Origin of the sequence: Aureivirga marina (assembly GCF_015767265.1) — a bacterium.
Lineage (GTDB): Bacteria > Bacteroidota > Bacteroidia > Flavobacteriales > Flavobacteriaceae > Aureivirga > Aureivirga marina.
Genome location: NZ_JADPIB010000001.1, coordinates 635,252 through 659,710, shown reverse-complemented (window position 1 = coordinate 659,710; position 24,459 = coordinate 635,252). Strand labels below are relative to the sequence as shown.

General features: G+C 27.8%; 20 protein-coding genes. 10 read left to right on the top strand and 10 right to left on the bottom strand.

The window, feature by feature from the left end; all coding sequences use genetic code 11:
- The first annotated feature begins 79 nt into the window (after positions 1-79).
- The 5 genes from uvrC to I1A51_RS02985 all read left to right on the top strand — a co-directional run bounded on the left by uvrC (position 80) and on the right by I1A51_RS02985 (position 6,732).
- Complete coding sequence (gene uvrC, locus I1A51_RS03005) at positions 80-1,879, top strand: excinuclease ABC subunit UvrC (RefSeq protein WP_196890997.1); 1,800 nt, start codon at positions 80-82, stop codon at positions 1,877-1,879.
- Between the two features lie 262 nt (positions 1,880-2,141).
- Complete coding sequence (locus I1A51_RS03000; protein ID WP_196890996.1) at positions 2,142-3,290, top strand: Kelch repeat-containing protein; 1,149 nt, start codon at positions 2,142-2,144, stop codon at positions 3,288-3,290.
- Positions 3,291-3,436: 146 nt separating this feature from the next.
- On the top strand, positions 3,437-5,644 hold the full coding sequence (locus I1A51_RS02995) for a patatin-like phospholipase family protein (protein WP_196890994.1): 2,208 nt from the start codon (positions 3,437-3,439) through the stop codon (positions 5,642-5,644).
- Positions 5,645-5,835: 191 nt separating this feature from the next.
- A complete protein-coding gene (locus I1A51_RS02990; protein ID WP_196890992.1) occupies positions 5,836-6,237 on the top strand; it encodes a hypothetical protein in 402 nt (133 codons plus the stop codon).
- A 54-nt stretch (positions 6,238-6,291) separates the two neighbouring features.
- On the top strand, positions 6,292-6,732 hold the full coding sequence (locus I1A51_RS02985) for a hypothetical protein (protein ID WP_196890990.1): 441 nt from the start codon (positions 6,292-6,294) through the stop codon (positions 6,730-6,732).
- Between the two features lie 43 nt (positions 6,733-6,775).
- Here I1A51_RS02985 and I1A51_RS02980 read toward each other — a convergent pair whose 3' ends face one another.
- From I1A51_RS02980 to ruvC, 3 genes are read right to left on the bottom strand one after another with little or no spacing between them, the layout of a single operon-like run.
- Entirely contained in the window at positions 6,776-7,378 is a 603-nt protein-coding gene (locus tag I1A51_RS02980; RefSeq protein WP_196890989.1) for a ribonuclease HII, read from the bottom strand.
- Positions 7,379-7,389: 11 nt separating this feature from the next.
- A complete protein-coding gene (gene hemW, locus I1A51_RS02975; protein ID WP_196890987.1) occupies positions 7,390-8,517 on the bottom strand; it encodes a radical SAM family heme chaperone HemW in 1,128 nt (375 codons plus the stop codon).
- Positions 8,518-8,561: 44 nt separating this feature from the next.
- Positions 8,562-9,116 carry a crossover junction endodeoxyribonuclease RuvC gene (gene ruvC, locus I1A51_RS02970; RefSeq protein WP_196890981.1) on the bottom strand — a complete coding sequence of 185 codons (555 nt, stop codon included), beginning with the start codon at positions 9,114-9,116 and terminating at the stop codon, positions 8,562-8,564.
- 123 nt (positions 9,117-9,239) lie between these two features.
- Here ruvC and I1A51_RS02965 point away from each other — a divergent pair, with 123 nt between their 5' ends.
- The 3 genes from I1A51_RS02965 (at position 9,240) to I1A51_RS02955 (ending at position 11,989) form a co-directional block, all read left to right on the top strand.
- On the top strand, positions 9,240-10,184 hold the full coding sequence (locus I1A51_RS02965; protein ID WP_196890979.1) for a lysylphosphatidylglycerol synthase transmembrane domain-containing protein: 945 nt from the start codon (positions 9,240-9,242) through the stop codon (positions 10,182-10,184).
- A complete protein-coding gene (locus tag I1A51_RS02960; protein WP_231373947.1) occupies positions 10,181-11,302 on the top strand; it encodes a glycosyltransferase family 2 protein in 1,122 nt (373 codons plus the stop codon). The genes I1A51_RS02965 and I1A51_RS02960 overlap by 4 nt, the downstream gene beginning before the upstream one ends.
- Positions 11,303-11,377: 75 nt before the next feature.
- A complete protein-coding gene (locus tag I1A51_RS02955; RefSeq protein ID WP_231373946.1) occupies positions 11,378-11,989 on the top strand; it encodes a DUF1684 domain-containing protein in 612 nt (203 codons plus the stop codon).
- Positions 11,990-12,044: 55 nt separating this feature from the next.
- Here the strand turns inward: I1A51_RS02955 and I1A51_RS02950 are convergent, their stop codons facing one another.
- The 4 genes from I1A51_RS02950 to clpP all read right to left on the bottom strand — a co-directional run bounded on the left by I1A51_RS02950 (position 12,045) and on the right by clpP (position 18,516).
- A complete protein-coding gene (locus I1A51_RS02950; RefSeq protein ID WP_196890974.1) occupies positions 12,045-14,267 on the bottom strand; it encodes a M4 family metallopeptidase in 2,223 nt (740 codons plus the stop codon).
- Positions 14,268-14,551: 284 nt separating this feature from the next.
- On the bottom strand, positions 14,552-16,522 hold the full coding sequence (gene dnaG, locus I1A51_RS02945) for a DNA primase (RefSeq protein ID WP_196890972.1): 1,971 nt from the start codon (positions 16,520-16,522) through the stop codon (positions 14,552-14,554).
- Between the two features lie 74 nt (positions 16,523-16,596).
- The gene (clpX, locus tag I1A51_RS02940; protein WP_196890970.1) at positions 16,597-17,832 is read right to left on the bottom strand and encodes an ATP-dependent Clp protease ATP-binding subunit ClpX; all 1,236 of its coding nucleotides are present in this window, start codon (positions 17,830-17,832) and stop codon (positions 16,597-16,599) included.
- 24 nt (positions 17,833-17,856) lie between these two features.
- Positions 17,857-18,516: an ATP-dependent Clp endopeptidase proteolytic subunit ClpP gene (clpP, locus tag I1A51_RS02935; RefSeq protein WP_196890969.1), complete on the bottom strand. Its 660-nt coding sequence runs from the start codon at positions 18,514-18,516 to the stop codon at positions 17,857-17,859.
- A gap of 294 nt (positions 18,517-18,810) precedes the next feature.
- Here clpP and I1A51_RS02930 point away from each other — a divergent pair, with 294 nt between their 5' ends.
- Both I1A51_RS02930 and I1A51_RS02925 read left to right on the top strand, forming a co-directional pair.
- Positions 18,811-20,253, top strand: a complete 1,443-nt coding sequence (locus tag I1A51_RS02930; RefSeq protein ID WP_196890967.1) for an ATP-grasp domain-containing protein — start codon at positions 18,811-18,813, stop codon at positions 20,251-20,253.
- Positions 20,254-20,264: 11 nt separating this feature from the next.
- Positions 20,265-21,200, top strand: coding sequence for a DMT family transporter (locus I1A51_RS02925; protein WP_196890965.1), 936 nt, complete (start codon positions 20,265-20,267; stop codon positions 21,198-21,200).
- 2 nt (positions 21,201-21,202) lie between these two features.
- On the opposite strand, the gene I1A51_RS02920 is transcribed toward I1A51_RS02925, so the two are convergent.
- From I1A51_RS02920 to I1A51_RS02910, 3 genes are all read right to left on the bottom strand, one after another.
- Positions 21,203-22,048, bottom strand: a complete 846-nt coding sequence (locus I1A51_RS02920; RefSeq protein WP_196890964.1) for a hypothetical protein — start codon at positions 22,046-22,048, stop codon at positions 21,203-21,205.
- Positions 22,049-22,098: 50 nt separating this feature from the next.
- A complete protein-coding gene (locus I1A51_RS02915; RefSeq protein WP_196890962.1) occupies positions 22,099-22,431 on the bottom strand; it encodes a hypothetical protein in 333 nt (110 codons plus the stop codon).
- Positions 22,432-22,514: 83 nt separating this feature from the next.
- Positions 22,515-24,407: a CocE/NonD family hydrolase gene (locus I1A51_RS02910; protein WP_196890961.1), complete on the bottom strand. Its 1,893-nt coding sequence runs from the start codon at positions 24,405-24,407 to the stop codon at positions 22,515-22,517.
- Positions 24,408-24,459: the final 52 nt, after the last annotated feature.

Below are 24,459 nucleotides of genomic sequence, written 5' to 3'. Positions count from 1 at the left end.
CATTGCAAAGATACTTCAACAAAAAAGAAGATTGTCTGCTAATTGTCATTATTTGGAGATAATTAATTAATTTCGTTTCATGTTAGAAACAATTCAATTACAAGTAAAAACATTACCACAATCGCCAGGAGTTTATCAATATTTTGATAAAGATGAAAACATTATATACATAGGGAAAGCAAAAAATCTTCGAAAGAGAGTTGCTTCATATTTCAATAAAAATCATGAAAATGGAAAAACAAGAATTTTAGTTTCTAAAATTGCCAACATTAAACATATTGTTGTTGATACCGAAACAGATGCTTTATTGCTTGAAAATAACTTGATTAAGAAGTATAAACCTAAGTATAATATTCTTTTAAAAGATGATAAAACATATCCTTGGATTTGTATTAAAAAAGAACGTTTTCCGAGAGTTTTTTCTACAAGAAGAGTGGTGAAAGATGGTTCCGAATATTTTGGTCCTTATCCAAATGGAAGAACGATTCATGTTTTGTTGGAATTGATTAAAGATTTGTTTCCACTTCGAAGTTGTAATTACGATTTAAGTCTAAAAAATGTCAATGCTGGAAAATATAAAGTTTGTCTTGATTATCATTTAGGAAATTGTAAAGGACCGTGTGAAAATCTTCAATTAGAAGAAGATTACAATGAATCTATAAAAGCAATTCGAAATATTTTAAAGGGAAATTTCAAACAATCTGTGGATGCATTTACTAAAAAAATGATGGAATTTGCAGAAAATTTAGAGTTTGAAAAAGCACAAGAAATTAAAGAAAAACTTGAGTTATTACAGAATTATCAATCGAAATCTACAGTTGTAAATACTTCAATTACAAATGTAGATGTGTTTTCTATTATTTCGGATGAAAGTTTTGCTTATGTGAATTATTTAAAAATTGCTAATGGAGCGATTATTCAATCGCATACTACGGAAGTAAAAAAGAAATTAGAAGAAACAGATCAAGAAATTTTGGAATTAGTAATGGTGGAAATTCGCCAAAGATTTCATTCTCAATCCAAAGAAATTTTTGTTCCATTTAAGGTTAATTTAGGTGAAAATGTAAAAATAACAGTTCCGAAACTTGGTGATAAAAAGAAAATTGTAGAATTGTCTGAACGAAATGCAAAATATCATAGACAAGAACAATTAAAACAAATAAAAATTGTCGATCCAGATAGACATGTTAAGCGAATCATGTCGCAAATGAAACAAGATTTACGATTGACAGTGGAACCAACATATATCGAATGTTTTGATAATTCAAATATTCAAGGAACAAATCCTGTTGCCGCTTGTGTTGTTTTTAGAAATGGAAAACCAAGTAAAAAAGAATATCGTCATTTTAACATCAAAACAGTAGAAGGTCCAGATGATTTTGCTTCGATGGAAGAAGTTGTTTTTCGCAGATATAAGCGTTTGGTAGAAGAAAATTTAGAATTACCACAGTTAATTGTTATTGATGGAGGAAAAGGACAACTTTCTTCTGCTTTGAAAAGTTTGGATGTTTTAGGTTTAAGAGGAAAAATAGCAATTATTGGTATTGCGAAACGTTTAGAAGAAATTTATTATCCAGGAGATTCGATTCCGATGTATTTGGATAAAAAATCGGAAACCCTGAAAATAATTCAACAATTGCGAAATGAAGCACACCGTTTCGGAATAACTTTTCATAGAAAGAAAAGAAGTAATGCAGCGATTAATTCTGAGCTAGAAAAAATAGAAGGAATTGGGAAGAAAACAATAGAAGATTTGCTTAGAAAATTTAAGTCTACCAAACGAGTTTCCAAAAGTACTTTTGAAGAACTGGAAAAAGTTGTAGGAAAATCAAGAGCTACGAAGGTTTTTAATTATTTTGAAAATAAAAGGAAACTTTAAAATTATTCAAAGTTTCCTAGTTAGAAGATTTATTTTTAAGTATTTTTGTTTCGCTGTTATTTGATAAAATTCCCTTTTTAAAAAAGAGAAAGATGAAGATATTTTAAATTTTTAAGATGTTTTTATCAATATCTGTTTCCTAAATTCTCATGAATAATGATTATTTTAATAAAAGAGAAATTGAAACCATTTTTCATAAAAAAAAGTAGGGGAAAAATATATAAAGATGTTATATGCATGTAACATTTAAATTGAATAGCAGATGAAGGATTTACGAAGTTTTGGTTTATATATTTCAATTATTTTAACCATGTTTTCTTGCTCAAAAGAGGATGATTCTATTCATGTCAAGACAACTGAAAATCAAATCAGCGAAGACAATCAAAATAATACAGATGAAAATCAAGAAAATAAAGTTTTTGTTTTTGATACAAGTTTAAATACAAATCTTCCACCAAGAAAAGGTCATGAAATGATTTCATTTCAAGGGAAATATTGGTTTATGGGAGGTGAAGAACCGAAAACTTCAAGTCCACGAGATGGAAATGAAAAATATAATGATATTTGGAATAGTTCTGATGGAATTACTTGGAATAAAGTAAAAGAAAATGCAGAATGGTCAAAACGCTCTTATTTTAATTTATTTGAATTTGATAATAAATTATGGATTATTGCTGGTGAAAGTCCAGTTTTCCAAGATTGGTTAAATGATGTTTGGAATAGTTCTGATGGGATTACATGGGAACAAGTAACAGAAAGTGGACCTTGGCAAGAACGTCTTTCTCCAACAGTGAAAATTCATGATAATAAGATGTATTTAATTGGAGGACATTCTACAACAAATTGGCATTTATATCAAGATATCTGGGAATCAGAAAATGGAATTCAATGGAATAAAGTTGGAGAAATTTCGGATGATTTATTAGGGAATACAAATTCTAGACAAGGAATTTATCGCCATGATATTTTAGAATTTAATAATGCATATTATTTGATTTCTGGAAATGTGGCTTCTTCATTTATTTCTTTGACAAGAGTTTTAAAAAGTTCAAATTTGATTGATTGGGAAGTGATTACTGAGGATGTTCCTTGGAAAGATAACATTCAAAGTATCTTCGCAAATAATCGATCATTTGTTTATGATAATAAGATTTGTACTGTTATTTACAATGAAAATGAAGATGGTAAAAAAGTACAGAACGTTTACACTAGTATTGATGGTGTAAATTGGGAAGATACTTTGAGTTTGCCAATCATTGGAGATGCAACTACAAATCCAACAAGTTTTATGGATAAACCAAGAAGTTTAAAAGTGAGTGATAAAATTTATTTATTTGGCTCATTTAATGCAAGTGTTTTGTATCCAACATTAGATACTAAAATGCATTTGGTTCAAATCTATATGGATTAATTTAATTTTTATGATTAATTAAAAAGTGAAATCAAGGAGTTGATTTTAAATTGAGAGTTTCACGTTTGATTTTCATAAGAATTAAAGTAATAGATGTTTATTAAGTTTTTTTGAGTGATAAATTGAACGTGATTTTTTATATTAAAATGAACAAATTATTAATTGTATTGTTATTCTTCATAACAGCAATTTCTTTTTCTCAGCAAAAAGTAGATTCATTAAAAAAGAAAAAACCAAAAATAGGTTTAGTTTTAAGTGGAGGAGGAGCAAAAGGTTTTGCACATGTAGGAGCGTTAAAAGTGATTGAGGAAGCTGGTGTAGAGATTGATTATATCGGTGGAACAAGTATGGGAGCAATTGTAGGTTCTTTATACGCTTCTGGATATTCTGCAAAAGAAATTGATTCTTTGATTCGCACACTTGATTTCGACAAAATTCTTCAAGACAAACTTCCAAGAAAAGCTTATTCTTTATTCGATAAAGAAAATTCTGAGAAATATGCGTTTACATTTCCAATTACTAAAGGAAAAATTGGCTTACCAAAAGCAATTTCAAAAGGACAAAATGTATTAAATTTACTTACAAGATTAACACAACATGTGGATACAATTCGAGATTTTTCCAAACTTCCAATCCCATTTGTTTGTATAGCGACTAATTTAGAAACTGGAGAAGAAGTGGTTTTAAGAAAAGGATTTTTACCCGAAGCTGTTCGAGCAAGTAGTTCTTTTCCGACACTTTTAGAACCGATTGAATTGAATGGGAAACTTTTAATTGATGGAGGTGTTGTAAATAATTTTCCAGTAGATCGTGTTCGTGAAATGGGCGCAGATATCATTATTGGAATTGATGTGCAAAATGAATTAGCAAAAAAAGATGAACTAGATTCGGCCGTTAAAATTTTAAATCAAATCGTCAGTTTTCAGATTTATGCCGAAGATCAGAAAAAAGTAGATGATGTAGATTTATATATTCATCCTGATATTGCTGATTATTCTGTAGTTTCTTTTGATAAACTTTCTGAAATTATTGCAGAAGGTGAAAAAACAACCAAAAAATACATTCCTGAATTAGAGAAAATCGCAGACGAACAACTGAAAACAAAACGTAAAAAAATAGATATTTACCATCCTGAACAATTTTTGGTGAAAGAGATAAATATCAATTTTACACCACACTATACAAGAGATTATATTTTAGGTAAATTAAAAATAAAAGAACATCAAATTATTACAATGGATCATTTGATTGAAGGAATTAATAATTTGACAGCAACTAAAAACTTTGAATCAATTCAATATGAAATTTTAGATAAAGAAGGGGAAATTACAATCAATTTTAATTTGAAAGAAAGTCCTGTTGCAACGTATTTACAATTAGCTGGACATTATGATAATTTATACAAGACAGGAATTTTGGTAAATATCACCTCCAAACACCTTTTGATTGATAATGATGTTTTATCTGCTGATTTTATTGTTGGAGATTATTTAAGATATAATTTGTATTATTTTATTGATAATGGATATAACTGGAGTTATGGAATAAACTCTTTTTTCAAAGGATTTAAAGCAAATTTGCCTTATTCTGAAAATATTGAAAACAAATCTGAAGTAAATTATCAACGATTACAAACACAGTTATTTTTACAAAGAAGTTTTGATAAAATTGCTGGAATTGGAATTGGTTTGGAACATCAAAATAATTCTATTTTCTCAGAAGTTGTAAATCTTCAAGGAGAAAGTAAAAAGAGCTTTTATGATAATTCTGATTATTTAAATTTTATTTCTTACCTAAGAATTGATACTTATGATCATAGAAATTTTCCTAAATCTGGATTTTTTACAAATGTTGATTTTCGATGGTATATTCTTTCTTCTGATTTTGAGGAAAATTTTAATAGTTTTTCACAACTAAGAGGAACAATTGGAAATGCTTTTACTTTTTTTGATAAACTAACTTTTAAAACTACAATTGATGTCGGATTTAAAATTGGTTTTAGTGAAATTAAAGAATTAGATTTTCAACTTGGAGGTTATGGAAAAAATTACTTAGATAATTTCATTCCACTTTATGGTTTTGATATCGGTGAATTTAATGATAATAATTACTATAAAGGAGAATTAGAAATTCGATATGAATTATTTAAGAATAATTTTATTTCTTCTTATATGAATGTTGCCAAAACCGATAATGATTTAATTACGGATTCACAAGCTTTTAAAGATTTGCATTTGGGATATGCTTTAGGTTATGGAATGGAAACATTTTTAGGACCAATTCAAGTTCATTATGCTTGGTCTCCTCAATCAAAACAAAATACTTGGTATTTTAATGTTGGATTTTGGTTTTGATAATTATTTATAAGTATTATTTTAATGAATATGATTTTTTTGTAAAAAAATATGAAATATAAAAAAAATACATATAATTGTATGGGTTTAATAATATAGCTATGAAATTTTAACCTAAAATATTGTCTAATGAAAAAGAGTATTGAATAAAAAAGCGCTAATTAATTCAAATATTCTTTTATTTAAAAATTATGAAAAATGTAGTATTAACATCATTATGTGTTATGTTTTCTTTATTTTCATTTGCAAATGAAAAAGTGAATAATAATAATCCTAAAATTGAAATTGTAAATCCTATCAAAAAATATAATATTCCTGAAGATGTTTATTATGAATTTAAAAATAGTATCGTTTATAATGAAGAAGGGAAATTAATAGGTGCAATTTATGATGGTGTAGAAAAGTACTTGGATGACAAACAAAGTGATGAATTTTGGGCAGAATATGGATTTAGTTTACGAAGAAATTTAATTTTTGGAGGAACAGATCCTATTGCAGCTCAAATATTTCAAGGATATAAGCCAAAAGGTCACAATGGTTGTAGACAAAATAGACGTTGGGTTTGTGTATTAAGAGGAACTTTAGCAAATTAAAATAAACAAAAAGGATTATCAATTTTGATAATCCTTTTTAAGTATAAATAATCTATGAAAAAAACAATTTTATTATTATTAATTTTTTTGATTTTTATATCATGTTCACATAAAAATATTAATGTTTTAAACTCATGTTCATATATAAGTGAAAATGATAAATTCAATAGTCAAAAAGAATATACATTAATTTTAATCTCTGGTTATGGATGTGGTTATTGTAATTTAGCATTAAAGCAACTTGATGAAATTAATGAAGATAATCTACAAATAATTATTTATGAGTTTGGAAGTGAAGAAGATATATTAAAAGGTCATGGCGAATTCGTTGAGAAATATACTTTTATAAATACCGATGAATGTAATTTATTTAAAATTACAGATGCAAATTATTTTCCAGAATATAGGCTATATAAAGAAGGAGAAAGAATATGGAAACGAACAGGTTATTATAAAGATACACCAAAAGTAATATCTGAGGAAATTGAAAATTAATATAAAGCAAAAATTCCCTTATTTTAAAGGGAATTTCAATATATTATAGTTCTAATTTTAATTGCTCTGGTAAAAGTTTAAAAGACATTCTGTGATATTTACAAGAGCCATTTTCTTCAATTGCTTGACGATGTTCTTTTGTTGGATATCCTTTATTTTTTTTCCAATTATAAGAAGGGAATTCTTCATGAATTTTTTCCATATATTCGTCACGATACGTTTTTGCTAAAACAGAAGCTGCTGCAATACTTTTATATTTTGCATCTCCTTTTACGATTGTTTCATGTGGAATTTCTTTATACTTTCTAAATTTATTTCCATCTACAATGATAAAATTTGGTTCAATTTCCATTTTTTCAATCGCTCGATGCATTCCAGTAATAGAAGCTTGTAAAATATTTATTTTATCAATTTCTTTTGGTTCTATAAAGGAAACACCATAAGCCAAAGCTTCTTTTTCAATAATTGGACGAAGTTTTGCTCTTTGTTTTTCTGTTAATTTTTTCGAATCATTTAATAATTCATGCGAAAAATTATCTGGTAAAATTACAGCTGCTGCAACAACAGGTCCAGATAAACATCCTCTTCCTGCTTCATCGGTTCCTACTTCGTATTTATGTTCTGTATATTTCGATTTTAATGTCATTTCTTATTCTCTTAAATATAAAACAAATCACTAGCAATTCCATCTGCTAAAAACTTTCCTTTTTCTGTGATAAACACAAAATTTTCTTTCAATTCTAAAGTTCCTTGTTTTAAAAATGGTTTTATTTCTTTCTCCAAAAATTTTCGCATTCCTAATCCAAAATCTTTTTCAATTTTCTCTAAAGAAACTCCAAAAATTGTTCTTAAACCAGTCATTACATATTCATTATAACAATCAATTTTCGAAAGTTCTTCAATTTCTAAAGGAAGTTGCTTTTCTTCAATTCCCTTCATATAAAGCATATTATTAGCTACATTCCAAGCTCTATTTTTTCCATCAAAAGAATGCGCAGAAGGTCCAATTCCTAAATATTTTTTACCCTGCCAATAAGAAGTATTATGTTTTGAAAAGAAATCAGGTTTACCAAAATTCGAAATTTCATAATGTACAAATCCTTTCTTTTTTGTTTCTTCAACTAAAATCTGAAAATGTTTAAAAGCCAAATTTTCATCCAAAGGTTTTACTCTTCCTTTTTTGATAAAAGAATCTAAAGCGGTTTTTTCTTCCACAGTTAAAGCATAACTAGAAATATGTGGAATATTTAATTCAAAAGCAATTTCAAGATTTTTTCGCCATTTTGCTTCCTCCATATTCGGAACACCATAAATTAAATCAATTGTGATGTTTTCAAAACCAACTTTCTGTGCTTCTTCAATACATTTTCTTGCTTCCAAGGCTGAATGTGCACGATTCATAAATTGTAAATCTTCTTCAAAAAAAGATTGAATTCCGATACTTAATCGATTAATTGGAGTTTTAGATAAATCATCTAATTTCTCAAAAGACAAATCATCAGGATTTGCCTCTAAAGTAATTTCAGGATTTTTAACAACAGAAAAATTGGAATAAATAGTATTTAAAATTTGTTGAATTTCTTCAATAGAAAGCAATGAAGGTGTTCCTCCACCAAAATAAATGGTTTCAATCGTTTCATCACCTATCATTTCTTTTCGTAAAATAATTTCCTGACAAATCGCATTTACCATTCTTTCTTTATGTTTTAAAGAAGTCGAAAAATGGAAATCACAATAATAACAAGCTTGCTTACAAAAAGGGATATGTATATAAATTCCTACCAATGTTTTTGATTTTAAATTCTCTATTTTTAAAAGGGATTGGGGGATTATTTCTTTACACGTTTTTCGTTTTGCTTTACAAAAGAAGCCCAACCAGAATAACTTTTTTCAGAAATTGTTTTTCCTGTATTATAAAAATGACAAACAGCTGCTGCCAAACCATCCGTAGAATCTAAGTTTTTTGGAAGTTCTTTGATTCTTAAAAGACTTTGTAACATTTTTGCAACTTGCTCTTTACTGGCATTTCCATTTCCAGTAATTGCCATTTTTATTTTTTTTGGTGAATATTCTGTCACAGGAACTTCTCTTGATAATCCAGCTGCCATTGCAACTCCTTGCGCTCTTCCAAGCTTCAACATTGATTGTACATTTTTTCCAAAAAAAGGTGCTTCAATTGCGATTTCATCTGGATTATAAGTATCAATTAATTGAATTGTTCTTTCAAAAATCAATTTCAATTTGATATAAGGATCCGAATATTTCTGCAAAAGTAACTCGTTTAATTGTAAAAGTTCCATTTTTTTACCAACAACTTTTATCAATCCAAATCCCATAATCGTTGTTCCTGGATCAATTCCTAATATGATTCTTTCTTTTGTCAATGTTTATTTTATTTTTTTCAAATATTACATTTTAATTATTAATTAGAATGTTTAAAAATTCTCCTTTCAAGAAAGAAAATATTTTTTGCTTATCTAATTCTAAAATTTTTTCTTTGTGCAAACATGAAGAGTTCACTCGAAAAATATCGCAAAACTATCACTAATCTTTTAAAGTTAGTGTTTATTTTTGGTGCGATTCTTTTTATTGTTCAAAAAATAAAAGAAAATGAAAATTCTCTATATTTCTTAGAACAACTTTTTCAAAATTTAGATATAAAAGTTTTTCTTCCTTTTTTGTTACTTCAAGTTACAATGTCAGGTGGAAACTGGTTTTTTGAGTTTAAAAAGTGGAAATTTTTAGTAAAAGACATCAAAGAAATTTCTTTTTTTGAAAGTGTAAAACAAAGTTTAGCTTCTCTTACTATTTCAATTATTACACCAAATAGAATAGGGGAATATGGAGCAAAAGCACTTTTTTATAAGAAAGAAAATCAGAAACAAATTTTGTTTTTAAATTTTCTTGGAAACTTTTCACAATTAATAATAACTATTATTTTTGGATGTATCGGATTGTTTTTTATTTGGAAAACTTTTCCTGATTTTTTTCAAGTTTTTGATTTTTCAATTCTAGGAATTTTGATTTTTGTTTTCCTTTTAATTATTGCAATTTTAATTTGGAAAAAAGATAAAATTCCAACTTTTTTAAATACAAAGAAATTTTATAGAACATCTAGTTTCGCTTTACTTCGATATTTGTTTTTTTCACATCAATTTTATTTTTTCTTGCAATTTTTTGCTGTTGAAATTACCTATTTTGAAGCGATGATTTCGATTTCTTCTATGTATTTAATTTCATCTATAATTCCTTCTATTGCCATTTTTGATTGGGTGTTGAAAGGTTCCATTGCAGTTCTGATTTTTACATTTTTTAAAGTAGAATCTTTAGCAATCATCACGGTTTCTTTCTTGATGTGGTTTTTAAATTTTGCAATTCCAACTATAATTGGTTGTATTTTTGTTTTTTCAATTCCAACAAAATTTCAATTTAAAACAAAGATAAAAGCATGATTTTTTTACTGATTTTTTTTTCGATTTTATATCTAGGAATTATTGGTTCTTTTATTTTTGGATTTATACAATTGAAAGTTTTTAAAGGAAAATCTAATGGGAAAAATCGATTTTCTATCATCATTCCTTTTCGAAATGAAGAAGAACATTTACCAAATTTGTTGGAAAGCCTTTCTAAAATAAAATATGATTTTTCCAAATTTGAAGTTTTTTTAGTGAATGATTTTTCAAATGATTTCTCTGAAAAAATAATTTTAAACTTTATAAAAAATCATCCAGAACTATATTTAAATCTCTTAGAAAATAAGCGAAAAACAAATTCTCCTAAAAAAGATGCAATTCAAACAGCAATTGAGAAAACTAATTTTGAATGGATTGTTACAACGGATGCAGATTGTGTTGTTTCAGAAAATTGGTTAAGCGTTTTTGATACTTTTATTCAAACTAAAAAAGTGAAAATGATAGCTGGACCAGTTACATATTTTTCAAGTAAATCAAAACACCAAAAATTTCAATTATTAGATTTTTTAAGTTTGATTGGAAGTACGATTGGAAGTTTTGGAATTGGAAAAGCATTTATGTGTAATGGCGCGAATTTATGTTATGAAAAAAAGAGTTTTGTTGCATTAAATGGATTCGATGGAAATTCGCATTTAGCAAGTGGTGATGATGTTTTTTTAATGGAGAAATTTTTACAAAAATATCCAAAAGAAGTCCAATTTTTAAAATCAAGAGAAGCAATTGTAAAAACATATCCACAAAAAACAATCAATAATTTAATTCAGCAGAGAATTCGTTGGGCTTCCAAAACAAGTTCTTATTCAAATTCTTTTGGAAAATTTGTAGGAATTGTTGTTTTTGGTTTAAACTTTTTAATTGTTATTGATTTTATTTTATGTGTTTTTCGATTGCAAGATTTTTCTTCATTAGGAATTGTTTTTAGTTTAAAATTTATACTAGATTTTATAATTCTTTGGCAAACAACATCTTTTTTCAAACAACAAAAAATAATGATGCATATCATTTGGATGAGCCTAATTTATCCGTTTTTTTGTACTTATGTTGCAATTCTTTCTTTTCAAAAAAAATATGCTTGGAAGGGGAGAGAGTTACGATAAATATTTTATCAAAAACTTAAAAGTTGTGTCAAAAATAAATTTGTAATTTTAGTTTAAACCAAAAATCTTGAAAGTATGAGAAAGTTATTTGCATTTGTTGCTACGTTATTTCTTTTATTTTCTTGTGATTCAGAACCACAAGGAAATAACTATTTAAAAAAAATGAAAAAGTATCGTTATCAAATGAATGTGACTTTTTCAGATAAAAACACGTCACCTTTAAAACCAGAAGATTTAAAAGATTTTAAGTCTTTAGATTTTTTTCCTGTGGATACGATTTATAAAGTGAAGGCAAAATTTAAACCTGCAAAAAACGCAAAATTTATGTCTATGAAAACCAATACGAGTGAAGTTGTTCCTTATAAATTATATGGAGTTGCAACATTTAAAATTGGAAATAAAGAACATAAATTAAATTTGTATCAATACCAGCAAATGGATTTTACAGGTGAATTTGAGGAGCGATTATTTTTGCCATTTCACGATACGACTAATGGAAAAGAGACTTATGAGGGAGGAAGATATATCGATGTGAAAATTCCGAGAGGAAAGAAAGTTGTGATTGATTTTAATAAAGCATATAATCCTTATTGTGTTTATAATGAAAAATATGTTTGTCCGGTTGTTCCAGCAGAAAATACGTTGGAAATTCCGATTTATGCAGGAGTGAAAAACTTTAAAAAATAAAGAAAAAGGTTGTCAAATTTGACAACCTTTTTTCATTTATCTTAAGAATTTAAACTTATTCAATTACTAATTTTTGTGTATGATTTCCAGATGCTGTTTTAAATTCTAAATTATAAATTCCACTATCAAGATTTGATAAATCAATTGTATTTTTTCCTGTTGAAATAGTATTTTTAGAAGAAACAGTTCTTCCTAACATATCTCTAATATTCAGTTCTGTTTTTTGATTTAATTGTGATTTGATAGTAATGATTCCTTCTGATGGATTCGGATATACTTTTAAATATTTAGCATAATCTACTTTTTCAACATCAAGACTTAAAACCGAATATGTTGCTTCCCAACCAGCTTCATTTACATATTGATCTGAAACAAATTTTACAAATAATTTTCCATCGCCAACCGAACTTGTAATTGTTTCAGGTAAATCATTTCCTGTATATGTTCCCATTAAAACTGCATTTTCACTTCCTCCATCATATACATAAACATAATCATAATCCAATTCTAAATCCATTAAAGAAAAAGTAAGTTGCGTTTGAGTTGCATTTTCAGGAGCGATAAGCCAAGTACATTCTGAATTATCTCTATAATTTGAATTTCCACTTCCATCTGAGAAAGTACCAGTAGGTTCTGTAAATGTTTTTAATCCAGTACAAGGAATTTCCATTCCTTCATAAATTCCAACAGCAAACCAAGCCTCTACAACAGATTCGTATTGTTGTGAGTTTTCACCAAATAAATCGATTGTAGCTTGTAAAGAACCTTGAAATGCTTCATAAAATATTGCATTTGGAGTTAAGTAATTCATTAAAGTTCGATAAGCAATACTTCTTGCATCCGCTAAACCTATATTTTTTACATCATAATCATCATCATTATCATTTGTTCCAATTCCTCCATTTACTAGAAGATAGAACCAATAATTTTGAACAGAACTATTGAAATGAACTCCACCATTATCGAAAGAATCATCAGGATTTATCCAATAATTTCCATTATAAGTATCTGGGTGAGATTTCGAATTAGGATTGATAAAAGAACGCATGTGTGATCCATTTAAAAATACTCCATCACCAATTAACCAATTACTTTCACCATTTGCAAAAAACTCGATACAGATTCCAAAAATATCTGCAAAAGATTCATTTAAAGCCCCAGGTTCTCCTTGATAATTTAATCCACCATTTCCATTATTTCCTACAACCAAATGAGAAAACTCATGACCTTCTACGTCTAATTTTGTAAAGTGATCATAATTTACACCATCTCCTAAACCGTAAATCATTAAATTATAAGGAGGATTCAAAGCAGCTGCATTATTAGGATTTCCTTGTAATTCTGGTGGATTGATATATTGTCTGATTTTACTTCCTTGATTATCGAAACTATTTCTATTAAAAATATCTAAATAAAAATCATAGGTCATTTCCATTCCCCAATGAACATCTAATCCAGCTTGTTCACTTCCTGTTAAATTCCAAGTTGTGCTCGTGCTTGTATAATTTTCAGCTCCAGAATATCCACCTGAAGTAAAAACAGCATTTGTTGCATTATAAGTTTCAATATTTCTAGCTTCTTCTTTTAAAACATAAACACCTTCTTCATTTTCAGAAAAGGTAATTGTTTTTTCTCCTTCATATTTTGTATTTGCAGTTCCTTCAATATCTTCATTTGCATATAAATTAATTTTGTTTAAAACTTCTCCTGAATTTGCATCGATATAAAGATTACATAATTCAAAAGGAGTTCTAGAATCGATTCTAACTTTATAGATTAAATGATGTTTATAACTATCATTTGTAGGAATTTTAGCAATTACTTTTTCAATTGGATATTCTTGAATTAATTCTGTTACTTCTACATATTTTTTACCAAGACTTAAAGCGTGATTTGGAGAAATTGAACTTGAAGTTTCAAAGTTTTTAAGATTAAAAATTTGCCCATTTATCATAGAAACTTTTCCATCTTTAGAATGAATCATTAGAATTGCATCATCGATTTTAATTCCTTGATAAAATTGTTGGTAATTCTTATGTGTAATGTTTAATTCATCCGTTTTTGTAGAAATTTCCTGGAAAGTATAATCATCTGGTAATTGAAACCAAGAATTGATGTTTTTCATTGCATTTTCACTTGAAATATTTTTTTCTCTTAAGTTGATAGAAAAACTTCCTTTATACGAATTTATTTGCGGAGTTTCTATTTGAGAATAAATAATAAAAGGAAAGAAAAAGAGGAGTTTTAAGAGTTTTTTTAAAGAATAATTTTTTTTCATGGAATTATTTTTAAAGGTTAAAGTGTTTGTTGTTAATAGTTGTAAATCTATAAAATATTTTACATTAAATAAATATTAACATAAAAATACTTATTAAACCTAATAATTATGTGAAAATAATATCAATATTTAAAAATGGCGTGAATTTTGCTATATAATTTTTGGAGAAAAAAATAGTTTTAAATTGAGTCTAGTTATTTTAAACTTTAATTTTAGAAAAGAGTAATTATAAAATAAAGTGGTAGAACTAGATATGGAAAAAGCCTTTAATTAGGCTTTTTTCTTTATCCAACCACACGATTCAAAAACACAAATAAACGTTGCTTTAAAGCTGTATAATCCATAATTTGTTTTAAAACTGCTGAAGAATCTGTTTCTGGATTCGAAACTTCTGCGGTAAGATGTTGAATTTTTAAATCGATTAAAATTCTTCGAAGATTATAAATAGTATCATTTACTAATTTAGATAATCCCATTTCTTTTGATTTTACAAAAACTTCTTTACTATTCCAATCACTTAAAGCGTGTTTTTCATCATCCATTAAAAAATGTGTTACTTGCATGGCAATATTTGTATCTGGATGATTAATTAAATTTTCAATTGAAATACCATCACTTTGATTTGCTCTATTCATGATTTCATTATAAATAGATTGAAAAGTTGGATTTGTAAATTCTGTTTCGTCTTCTTGTAATTGTAAAAATATTTCTTGAAAAACTTTACTTTTGAAAATCTCTTTTTTGAAAATCTCTTTTTGTTTTGTTTCATCAAATTCTACATAATTAGAAACAAAATCAACTTCTGTATTTCCATATAGAATCAAAATTCGAATCACTTCTTGTTCTAATCTTAAAAGTTGTCTTTCAATAATAGAAGCTTTCTTTTCTTCTTGTTTTTGATTTACAATTTCTAAAGCTGGATTTCTCCTTTGAGTTCTCCCTTGCTGTCTTTCTCCTTTTTGACTTAATTGTTGTAATTCACTAAACAGAACATTTTCTGAAATTTCCATAATTCTTGCACATTCCTGTACAAAAACTTCTTGTTGAATTCTGTCTGGAATTTTAGAAATACTAACAACAATTTCACGAATCAGATTGGCTTTTTTAATCGGATCATTTTCTGCTTCTTTCATTAATAAAGAAACTTTAAATCCAATGAAATCCTGTGTATTATTCTGAATGTATTCTTTTAATTCTGCGTCAGAAACTTTTTTAGAAAAACTATCTGGATCATCACCATCAGGAAAATTCAGAACTTTTACGTTCATTCCTTGTTCTAAAATCAAATCAATTCCACGAAAAGAAGCTCGTATTCCCGCAGCATCACCATCAAAAAGAATGGTAATATTATTTGTTAATCGTTTAATCAAACGAATTTGATCTGGAGTTAAAGCAGTTCCAGAAGAAGCAACCACATTTTCAATTCCAGATTGGTGTAGAGAAATGACATCTGTATAACCTTCTACCAAATAACAATTGTCTTCTTTAGCAATTGTTTGTTTAGCGTAATAAATTCCATAAAGAATTTTACTTTTATGGTAAATATCACTTTCAGGAGAGTTGACATATTTGGCGATTTTTTTATTATTTCCAAGAATTCTTCCACCAAAACCAAGAATTCTTCCACTCATACTATGAATAGGAAAAAGTACACGACCTTTAAATCGATCAAATTTTTTAGTTTCACGAACAATTGTCAAACCAGTTTTTTCCAAATACTTTAAATCATAACCTTTCTTTAATGCAGCATCCGTAAAATCACTCCATTTATCTAAATTATAACCAAGTTGGAATTTTTGAATAATATCTTCTCGAAAACCTCTTTCTTTAAAATAAGACAAAGCGATTGCTTTTCCTTCTTCTGTTTTATGAAGTGTTTTTTGAAAATGTTCATTGGCAAATTCTGAAACAATAAACAAGCTTTCTCTTTCATCTGCTTGTTTTTTTTGTTCTTGTGTTTGCTCAGTTTCTTCTACTTCAATTTGATATTTTTTTGCTAAATATTTAATCGCTTCTGGATACGAATAATGCTCATGTTCCATTAAAAAAGTAACAGCAGAACCTCCTTTTCCAGAACTAAAATCTTTCCAGATTTGTTTTACAGGAGAAACCATAAAAGAAGGTGATTTTTCATCTGAAAATGGACTTAAACCTTTTAAATTGGAACCAGATTTTTTCAATTGCACAAAATCTCCAATTACTTCTTCAATTCGAGTTGCTTCAAATACTTTATCAATGGTATGTTTAGATATCATATTTTAGAAAGTAGATTTTTCAAAAAACCCCTCAAGTTGAGGGGATTTCGAAAGTGTTTTATTTACTATTTTAATTACGAAACCGCTTTTAATTTTTTTAAAGTAGTTTTCGTTAGTTTTTCTTCTGCGTAATCTCTTGTTACTGATAATTCTTTAATATCAGAACCTGGAAGTTCAAACATTGCATCTGTTAAGATTGCTTCACAAAGAGAACGTAACCCTCTTGCTCCAAGTTTGTATTCTAAAGCTTTGTCAACAATATATTGTAAAGCATCTTCTTCGATAGAGAATTTAATTTCATCCATTCCGAATAACTTTTCATATTGCTTGATAATTGCATTTTTAGGTTCTGTAAGAATTGCTCTTAAAGTTTCAGCATCTAATGGATTCATGTATGTTAAAACAGGAAGACGACCGATGATTTCAGGAATTAAACCAAAAGATTTAATATCTGAAGGAATAATGTATTGTAATAAATTTTCCTCATCAATGTGATCTGTGTTTTGCGAAGCTCCATATCCAACAGCTTGCTGATTTAAACGTTTTCCGATGATTTTTTCAATTCCAGAAAAAGCTCCTCCAGCAATGAATAAAATATCTTTAGTGTTTACTTCAATAAACTTCTGATCTGGGTGTTTACGACCACCTTTTGGTGGAACATTTACAACAGTTCCTTCTAATAATTTAAGTAAAGCTTGTTGTACTCCTTCTCCAGACACATCTCTTGTAATAGAAGGATTATCGCTCTTACGAGCAATTTTATCCACTTCATCAATAAATACGATTCCTTTTTCAGCTTTCTCTACATTGTAATCCGCAGCTTGTAAAAGACGTGTAAGAATTGTTTCTACATCTTCTCCTACATAACCAGCTTCTGTCAATACAGTAGCATCCACAATAGTAAAAGGAACATTAAGCATTTTTGCAATCGAACGAGCAATAAGTGTTTTTCCAGTACCTGTATTTCCTACAAGCATGATATTACTTTTCTCGATTTCTACATCATCTTCTGTTTTTTCTTGCAATAATCTTTTGTAATGATTGTAAACTGCAACAGACATTACTCTTTTTGCAGCAAATTGACCAATCATATATTGATTTAAAAATGCTTTTATTTCTTTAGGTTTTTTTAAATCGATATCTGCGGTTAAAGCATCAGATTTAGCTCCGATAACTTCTTCCAAAACAATGCTGTGTGCTTGCTCAATACATTTATCACATATATGAGCATTCATTCCAGCAATCAATAAATCTGTGTCAGATTTTGGACGCCCACAAAACGAACAACCTAATACTTCTTCTTTAGACATTATAAAAAAATTTAATAATATATATTAGCTACGAACTAATATCTCATCAATCATACCATACTCTTTAGCTTCTGCAGCTTTCATCCAATAATCTCTATCAGAGTCTAGGTTTACTTTCTCAACAGTTTGTCCAGAATGTTTTGCGATGATTTGATATAATTCGTCCTTTAATTTTAAAATTTCACGAGCAGTAATTTCGATATCACTTGCTTGTCCTTGTGCGCCACCAAGTGGTTGGTGAATCATAATTCTTGAATGTGGTAAAGCAGAACGTTTTCCTTTTGCTCCAGCACACATTAAAACAGCTGCCATTGAAGCCGCCATTCCTGTACAAATTGTTGCTACTTCAGGTTTGATGAATTGCATTGTATCATAAATTCCTAATCCAGCATACACTCCACCTCCTGGAGAATTGATGTAAATAGAAATATCTTTAGTTGAATCCATACTTTCTAGGAAAAGTAATTGCGCTTGTACGATATTTGCAACCTGATCGTCAATTCCTGTTCCTAAAAATAAAATTCTGTCCATCATTAGACGAGAAAAAACATCCAATTGAGTTACATTCAATTGACGTTCTTCCATGATATAAGGAGTCATGCTACTAACAATTTTATCATAATACAAGCTATTGATACCGTGATGTTTTGTAGCAAATTTTTTAAATTCTTTTCCGTAATCCATATTTGGTTGTTTTAAAGTTTTTTAAAAACGTGTAAAGATACACAAATTAAGTCTTCTTTGAAGATTTACATTTTTTTCTGCAATATATTACAAAATACTATCAAATCTTCAATTTTAAATCTTTTTCAATATAAATCATATTTACGCAATATTAAAATTTTCCTAATTAATATTACGCTAGTTTTTTAAGCTTAATTTATTTTATAATTTAAATTTTAAATAATTGATAATCAATTTATTGTGATTTAATATTAGTTATTTCAATTAGAGTTTAAATTGTAAAAAAATCTATTGATGAAACAACCAATTCAAATAATCAAACCAAATAGCTTTGAAGCTGAAAACCATTGGTATCCAAAAGCATTGAATGCAACAATTCATCCGATGGTTCATTTTTTTCTGAATTTAGATGTAGAGAGAATGATAAATAGATATTGTCATTTGAATCCGAGTGTAAATAGAGAAAAACTCAAAGATATTTTAAATTATAAAACAAAATATTATCATTGGTGTGGTGCCGATTTAATTAATGTAACTTCAAAAAATGGCACTAGAAAAATGGTTGTAATCGAAAATAATTCTTGTCCTTCTGGTCAAAAATCGATGCCATTACAATTTGAAAATCAAGAAGAAGGAGGGTATAAACATTTAATAGATAATGCATTTGCTCCTTTTATGAAATGTAAAAGAGGTTGTCAGAAAGTAGAAGGGAAGTTGGCTGTTTTTTATGATAAAAATCCGATGGAAGCTTCAGGTTATGCACATGCAATTGCAAATCGATTTAATGAAGAAGTTTTCTATATACCTTTTTATAATGATGAAAGACATGATAAAATCAGATATATAAATGATCAGTTTTTTGTATATCATCAAAAAGCTTGGCAGCCAATTCGTGGTGTTTTTAGATATTTAACAAAAAAACCATGGAATCGTTTGCCAATTCGTTCTAAGACAAAAATTTTCAATCCAATTATTACCTGTCTTTCTGGAGGAAGAAATAAAACAACTGCTGCAAAAGCTTACGATATGTATAATGCAGAAATTCATAGAACAGGTTTAAAAATAAATACACCAGAAACTATTTGGGATGTAAATAAAGAAGAAATTCCGCTTTGGGTAAAACGATTTGGAGGACAGGCAGTTGTGAAAGTTCCATATATGAATGCTGGACAAGGAGTTTTTCCTATTCTTTCTCAAGAGCAATTAGAAACTTTTATGGCGAAAGATTTTACTTATGATCGCTTTATTGTTCAAAGTTTAATTGGAAATTTTAATTGGGGAACAAGTAAAGAAGCAAATAAATTATTTCATGTTGGAACCATTCCGAATAGCCATGGAAACGCTTACGTGACAGATATTCGATTTATGACAAGTTCTACAGCAAATGGAATTCGTCCAATTGCAATTTATGCAAGAAGAGCACAAAAGCCTTTGAAAAATGAAATTCCATCAGAAAATGAATCTTGGGATGTTTTAGGTACAAATCTTTCCATAAAATTAGGAGAAAATCAATGGACTTCAGATACTTCTCGATTGTTACTTCCTGATAGAAGAGATTTTAATAAACTTGGCTTAGGGTTGGATGATTTGATTGAAGCCTATATTCAAACTACACTTTCGATGATTGCCATTGATAAAATGTGTAAGAATTTGATTTCTCCAAAAGGAGTTTTAAAGAAAAGATTATTCAAATCTTTGAATGATGATTCGAAATTGATAAATGAGATTTTTGAGTAAGAATTAAAACAATGAATAAACAATTTGTAGGATTTATATACGGAGTTTTTAGCGCGTTTATTTGGTCTATTAATTATTTAATCCCAAAAGCAATTGACGGAGATATAACGCCTATTGCTATAAATACAAGTCGTTGGCTTCTTGCTTTTTTAGTACTTCTTCCATTTTGTTTTAAATATTTTAATCGTCCACATTTAAGATTATTCAAAAAGAATTTTATTTATTTTTCTATTGTCGGAATTACAGGAATCTCACTTCAAAATTCGTTGATTTATGTTGCTGGAGAAACTTCTCCACCTTTGAATTTGTCTTTGATTTCTATTACTGCACCAATTTTTATTTTATTAATCGCAGTAATTTTTCTAAAAAGAAAAATTCATTTGAAAGAGTTTTTCGGAATTCTAATTACAGTTATCGGAGTTTTATTTTTAATTACGGATGCTTCGATTAAAAATCTGATGGATTTGAATTTTAAAAAAGGAGATTTATACATGTTGCTTTCTGCAATTAGTTTTGCTGTTTATTCTATTTTTATCAAAAGTAAACCAGAAAATATTTCAGGACACTTTTTGCTTTTTAGCTCTATTCTTTTTGGTTTGATTTATATGCTTCCTTTTTCTATTTACGATTATTCAAACTACAAAACAAGCTATGATTTTAATGAACAAGTAGTTTATGCGATTTTATATTCAGGAATTTTTTCATCACTAATTGGTTATTATTTATGGAATAAAGCAATTTGTTTAATTGGAGTTGTTAAAACTTCATCAATGTATTATTTAATTCCTGTTTTTAGCTCTTTATTAGCTGTAATTTTCTTTAATGAATCTCTTTATTATTATGATTTAATAAGTTTATTTTTAATTATGAGTGGTGTTTATATCACATCAAGTCACGAAACTGTTCGAAAGAAAACAAATCAATTAAAAATGAAATTGAAGAAATAAAATTACGCTTCTAAAGGTGAAAAAGGAACTTCATATTTCACGAACATTTTTTGAATTTTAGCAAATCTTTCATTGATATTATCTTCAATAATCCATTTATGATTTGTAACTGCTTTCAATTTTTGACCTTTTACTGAAGTTCCTCGCCAAATAAAATCAACATGTAATTCATAAAGATGTTCTTCTATTTTTTTTACTTTAAAATTTGTTGGAAAATGATTTGATTCAGTAATTTCAAAAGGAATGGATTTAACCCATTTTTCCAATTTTTCTAAATTATCGATGGTATTATTTTCAGAAAGATATAACATAAAATTAGAAGCTAATAATTCTTTTAAACTTTCAGAATTTCCGTCTATTATTTCAATATTAAATAACCAAAAATGCATCAAAGCTGCAATTCTATTTTTTGGATAAGAATCATGAAAAGCTTCCATTTTTTCTTGACTTATTGGTTTGATTTCAATTTTTTCAAATTTTGGAAGATTTTTATTAAAGTCAGAAAAAGTTAATTGATAATCAATTCCGATTTGCACAGAAGAATTGTCAGGTCGAACAGATTGAAAAGTAATTTGAGCATTGCAATTTATTTTTTTTGAAAAAGAGTTTATTTGAAAAGAAATTAAGTTATGCGAATTTTTTGTGCCATGATACATTGCTAAAATATTTTGATATTCAGAATGTCCATTCACAGAATTTCCCATTGAGTTAATCGAAACAAATTCATCTAATAATTCCAATTGAAAATTTGTTCTTTCCCTATTCATTTCTCTTTCATAAAAAGTAAACCATCTATAAAGTTGCGTTTTTACTGCATGAATTTGTATTGTTTTTTCTGAAAAGTCCATGATTTTTTTGTTTGAAATTTTATATAAATGTAATATTAAAAAGAAATCTATTAAAAAATTAATTCTTCTAATTTAAGTAACATTTGATGCCACTTTTTTGATTTTTCTTTTATATTTTCATCAGGAATTTTAAATTTTTCTACTAAAGAAAATGTAGCGCTTTTTTCATCATAATTTTTAATAAGAATTTTCACAAGACTATTTTCTTTTTCTAATTCAATAGAGAATTCTCCATTTGAATTTACTTCAAAAAATATATTAAGGATTGGATTTTCGTCTTTGAACCATTGGCGAAACAAAGTAGGTTTAACAATCCAATTGCATAATTCGTTTGCTTTACAATTGTATTTTCTTCCAATATAAATATTATTTTCAAGTTTCATTTTTTAATTTTAATAATGTAAATATGAAAAAAAACTCCCAACCAAATTTTGATTGAGAGTTTATAAATATATTTTATAAAGAATTATTTCTCTAAAACTGTAAATTCAATAGTTGAATTTGTAAATACAGAATGTGTTTGTTTTTTGAAATCTTCTTCTTTTGCTTTGTAAATATTCGGAACAAAAGTCTGTGGATTCAAATCAAATAAAGGAAACCAAGAACTTTGAATTTGAACTTGAATTTTATGACCTTTTTTGAATGTATGGAAAACATCTTGAAGCTTTATTGCAACTTCTGTTTCTTTGTTTGGTGTGAAAGCTTCAGGTTTTGAGAAATCATTTCTAAATTTCCCTCTCATAATTTCACTTCGAACCATTTGATGATAATTACTCATTTTTAAATGATCTTGCACATCTTTATGTTCTTCATGATTTGCTGGATAAACATCGATTACTTTAACAATCCAATCTGCATCTGTTCCAGTTGTTGCAACATTTAATTTAGCTAAAATATCTCCAGCTAGAGTTACTTCATTATCTAAAACTTCCGTTTCAAAAACCAAAACATCTGGTCTTCTTGCAGCAAAACGTTGATCATCCGTCATGTATTTTCTTGGAGTAAATACTGTTTTAATATCTTCCGAATAAGGAACAGGTTTTTTAGGATCACTTACGAAAGAAATTTTTTCTTTAGAAGCCTTAGTTGTTCCAAATTTTTGATCATTTTGTAAAAACCAAGTTTGTTTTTTAGCATTTTTTGGAGGCCAAACATCATATTGTTTCCATTCTTTTTTTCCAGTGTCAAAAACATATGCTTCAGGTAAGCCACTTTCTTTCGAACCATCTTCTTTTAAGAAATGATGGAAGAATTTACTTTCAATATTTTTTTGATAAAAAGTAGAAATTGAATCTCCGAAATAAACATTTCCAACTAAACTTTTACCTTTTTCTCTTGCCCAATCTCCATGGCTCCAAGGTCCGAAAACCATTGTGTTGTAATTGTCTTTATTGTATTTTTCTATGTTTTTATAAGTTTCAAGTGGACCATATAAATCTTCTGCATCAAACCATCCACCAACAACCATCGTTGCAACAGTTGGTTTCACATCTTTTAAATGTTGAATTAAACCTCTTTTTTGCCAAAACTCATCATAATTTGGATGTTCTGTAATTTGTTTCCAGAAAAAATCATTCTCATAATTTTTATCCAATTTTGATAAAGGTGTATTATCTAAGAAATATTGATATTGATCTTTTGTACCAAAATCTAAAAATTTATACCAAGCAGTATCTACAGGTTGATCTTTTGGTGTTCCAAAAAGACTATTTACTTTATAATAGCTTAAAGTATAAGCTCCATTATGATGAAAATCATCAAACCAGAAATCACCAATACAAGCTTGTGGAGAAGCAGCTTTTAATGCTGGATGCGCATCTACAACAGACATTGTAGCATAATGCCCAGGATAAGAAATTCCCCAAGTCCCAACATTTCCATTGTTGTTTTCTACATTTTTTACAAGCCAATCGATTGTATCGTATGTATCTGTTGTTTCATCAATTTGCTTCTCTGTTTTATTTGGAATTACACCACGCATATTATCATATACATCTTCGCTCATCCATCTTCCACGAACATCTTGATATACGACAATATAACCTTCTTTCATCATCGTTTCACTTGGACCAATAATTGACCTAAATTTATCTTCTCCATAAGGTTGACAACTATATGGAGTTCTTTGCATTATAATAGGATATTTTTGACTTTTGTCCTTTGGAGAATAGATTGTAGTAAAAAGCTTTTTTCCATCACGCATTTCGATTTTTACTTCTTTTTTATCGTAATGTTTTTTTACATAATTCTCTTCTTTTTTTTCTTTTTTAACTTCCGTAGTTGCTTCTTTTTTTTGTTCACAACTAGAGAAAATTAATCCTATAGAAAAAAGTACAGCAGTTATAGTGTTAAATTTCATTTTGATATAGTGGGATTAATTTAAGATTGTAAAGCTACAAAATATAAAATAT